Consider the following 3646-nt stretch of genomic DNA (forward strand, 5'->3'; position numbering starts at 1 on the left):
ACCACAAATGTCTCCCTTCGCGTTTTCTACACACTTTCTTTTTGTGTAACCACAGCCTCTGTTCTTATCATTCTTCAGAATTCTGATTCTGGAGTCGCTTTTGTGTTTTTCATAAACTGCATGGCTACTGTCAGTAGAAGCGTCATCAACAATGACTATTTCCCAATTTTCATGGGTTTGGGCAAAAATGCTTTGCAGGCATTCTTCAAGATATTGCCCATTGTTATAGTTCGCAATTAATGCAGAAAAAAGTGGCTTATCACTCTTTTGTGTTAGATTGCTACTTTCTGAGTTTTCTTTCATTTTCTATTAACGGGTCAATAATACAATGTTAATCAGCACACCCAAATACTTCTCGATACTAAAGCGTTCTTTCATTCTTAGTTCACCTTAATTTCCCATTTCTTTTGCCTTTTCCGGGTTTTCATGCATCCATAGCATTTGTTAAGTCATGCCCTCAATGTTATAGCTTTTGTGCAATTAGATTGGTTTCATTATGGAGCATTTCATCGGGAATGCCGGAATAATAAACTCCTTTCAAGGTAATTAAAAACTGATGAATGCAATAATCGACTTGCGACAATCCAAGACTTGTTTACAAGAAATGCATTCCCGGATTGGTTGTAGCTTTTTTTATTGCATTAATTTCAGAAGCTAATTTTTTTAGTCTTTGATATCTCGTCATTGTAATTCTTGTATCATCAAACCGCAACCTTAATAATCCCTTAATAATTCGTTTACGTTGTACTGATAAATAACTATAAATATCCACTTCCTGACCCGGATCAGAATATTTTAAAATAAGTTGTCGAATCTTAAATTCTTCTGAATTGGTGAAATATTGATTAGGTTCTCTTTCATGTCGGTCATGAAAGATACTTACATGAGGATAAACACCCACCTTGAGACCATGATTTCTGAGGCGATGCAGGTAATTATCGTCTTCAGCATAAAGAAAAAATAACGGGCTAAATCCACCAACCGTTTCAATGGTTTTACGATATAATAACCAGGCTGCTGCATTCACAAATTCTACTTCATAAATTTCATCCTTAAGTTTTCCAAGCCATTTATCTGAATAAAGCTTCGGACAAAACTTTGGTATTATATACTGGGAAAAGTATTGATCCAATGCATCCCCGCTTCCATTTAAATGGACAGGACTTACAATACCAAACTCTGGCTCCCTTTGTTGAGCCTGAATGAGTTTCTCAATCGTATCCGGTTCCACCCAAGCATCCTGATTGAGTAAGAAAACATAATCAGCACCGGCATCATAGGCTTTTCTTATTCCAACGTTGTTGGCTTTACCAAACCCGAGATTATCGCTATTTTGAATTACCTGCACCAATGGGAATTTATTGCGAATGATTTCTGGAGTTCCATCGGTTGAGCCATTGTCAATAGCGATTATATTTACTGGAATAGTTGATTGCTGCAGACTTCCAAAGCATTTTTCAATCCACCTAGTGGCGTTGTAGGTAACGACTATAACATAGCTAAGCATAAAAAAGTCTTCTTATAATTGATGGAATAAGTTGAAAAACATTGCGCTTTTTTTGTTTGACTGGCTTAAGAACACTAACTAGATTATCTAGTGCAACTAATGTTTTTGGTAAAAAAATTTTTTTATGTACGTCATTAGTTAGGTATGATAATATAGCAATGTGATACTGTACAATTTTTCTATGCATTTCTTGTGGCTCAAGCGATGAGTATGTTCCAACACCGCGCCGGTAAATTCCCATATAATCATCTAACCGATATAAATACCCTTTTTCAGAAAGAAGAATAAAAAGAAAATAATCACCAACAGGACTGTATTCCATCTCAAAAGGAAATTTTATCAGTTGATTTCTAAATACAACCGAGCAGGTGTGAATAAAATTTCCAATTTTAAGCAGGTCATTGATTGTGATCATCTTCTTATCTATGACAGCCTGATATCTCCTTTCAATTGATTCATCATCAGTTAGTTTTCCAGACCAATCTGCATATATTTTATGAAAACACATCACATACTTCTCATTCCCCTCCAAAAAATCCACCTGCTTCTGCAGCTTCATCGGGTCGGTCCAGTAGTCGTCGCCTTCGCAGAGGGCTTCGTACTTTCCGATACGCCAACTTGAGAAGTCCGCCCTACGTTTACGTTTATCGGGTTTTGTATAGCTATTTTCCTTTTGATAGTAGGCCTTGATCAATCGGGGATATTTTAATTCATATTCACGGACAATTTCTGCGGTATTGTCAGTTGATGCATCATCATGAATCAATACCTGAACTGGAAAAGTTGTTTTTTGCATCAAAATTCCCTCAATACATTCACGAATGAAATTTTCGTGCATGTATGTCATGGTGCGGGTGTGCACAAGTGGCAAAGTACCCTCAGGCCATGCTTGTTCGGTGATGGGGATGGGCTCGGGTAAAGGTGTGTAGTAGTATTTGTTTTCTTCTTCCATTTGTTGTTCTTACAAAACACTGTTTAGTATCATTTTAATACGCTCCGAAGGCTTCACCGGCAACCCTTTCTGATCCACCACCTTCACGCCGCCATCCACCAGTGCGGTTTTCCATTTGATGGCCTCTTTGAATTCATCACGGCATTCCCATAAATAAGGGGCAACGAGAATTCCTTTGCTGAATACCTGGTATAGTCCTTCGGGTGAGTAAAGGTTGGGAATATATTTTTCGAGGAGTTGCCGCATGGCTTTTACCTCCTGGTATAAATCATTCGTCCGGGCTGCTGCTTCGGTATGATGCATCATGTTATCCATCTTCCCGGCTTTTTTCTGGCGGCGGTATTCGTGCAGTGCATTAAAGGTGATCTGAATGCTTTCATTGATGTATTCCGGTGTGGCTAGCTTTACCGCTTCGCAATAACTCACAACATGAATAATATCAGGCTGCTGGGGATTGTCGGGTTCAATATCATCCATCATGGCAGTTACGGCTGCAAGTTGTGCCTTTGCTTTTTCAAGGTCGGGCGAAAAGTAATCCAAACCGGCACGAGGTTGATGAAACACCGTAAAATTCTTGTCTTCAAGTTCTCTTACCAGTTTCAGCAGTGCCCTTGCTTTAGCCAGATCCTGCACACCCCAGGTATATTTGGGCGTGTTGAGCATGGTTTGCAGTACCAGGTAACGAATGCCCAGTTTCTTTGCAATGATAGCAGCCAAATAGGAAGACAGCACATAGGTGTAATCGTCGCCGCCACGAAAAGCAAAATGATGGGGTATATTGGGTTCAAAGGGTTTGCCTGACTTTGCAATCACCTTTAAAGCTTCGATGTGTTGGCGGAGATTTTCAGCAACCGTATTTGGACCCCTGCCGTCAATCTGATTGAACCACCAGAAAGACAATGCATGCCAGGCAATATTCATGGTGCGTTCAAAAACTTCGGCCATTTGGGGAACATTACGAGTGCTCGAATAGATTCGAACAAGCATTGGCCTGGCGGCTTCCCAAATTTTTTCCAAATCTTCTTCACTGTTCACCGGAACCCCACCACCATTTGGACGATTGCCCCAATCGGTTCTAAAATCGCTTTGGCTTAGTTGGGAGGAACCCACCGAAACAATATCGAGAAAACCTGTTTCAGCCAGTGTTCTAAGCCACGCATTAAACTCCCTCTTAGCCTCCTCATAAT

General features: G+C 39.9%; 4 protein-coding genes. All 4 read right to left on the bottom strand.

The features are described 5' to 3' along the window. Nucleotides 1-303: glycosyltransferase family 2 protein (locus IH598_14915; GenBank protein ID MBE0639808.1), on the bottom strand; the 303-nt coding region annotated here is incomplete at its 3' end. A 292-nt stretch (nt 304-595) separates the two neighbouring features. Then, nucleotides 596-1507 carry a glycosyltransferase family 2 protein gene (locus IH598_14920; GenBank protein ID MBE0639809.1) on the bottom strand — a complete coding sequence of 304 codons (912 nt, stop codon included), beginning with the start codon at nt 1505-1507 and terminating at the stop codon, nt 596-598. Continuing rightward, nucleotides 1500-2459, bottom strand: coding sequence for a glycosyltransferase (locus IH598_14925; GenBank protein MBE0639810.1), 960 nt, complete (start codon nt 2457-2459; stop codon nt 1500-1502). Before IH598_14925 ends, IH598_14920 begins: the two co-directional genes overlap by 8 nt. A gap of 9 nt (nt 2460-2468) precedes the next feature. Beyond that, on the bottom strand, nt 2469-3646 hold a 1178-nt coding region (locus IH598_14930), incomplete at its 5' end, for a cobalamin-binding protein (GenBank protein ID MBE0639811.1).

It is taken from the genome of Bacteroidales bacterium (genome assembly GCA_014860585.1).
Taxonomy (GTDB): Bacteria; Bacteroidota; Bacteroidia; order Bacteroidales; family 4484-276; genus RZYY01.

Excerpts from the sequence above, each read along its gene's own strand:
- IH598_14920 (MBE0639809.1), bottom strand. The coding sequence starts at position 1,507 with ATGCTTAGCTATGTTATAGTCGTTACCTACAACGCCACTAGGTGGATT.
- IH598_14925 (MBE0639810.1), bottom strand. The coding sequence starts at position 2,459 with ATGGAAGAAGAAAACAAATACTACTACACACCTTTACCCGAGCCCATC.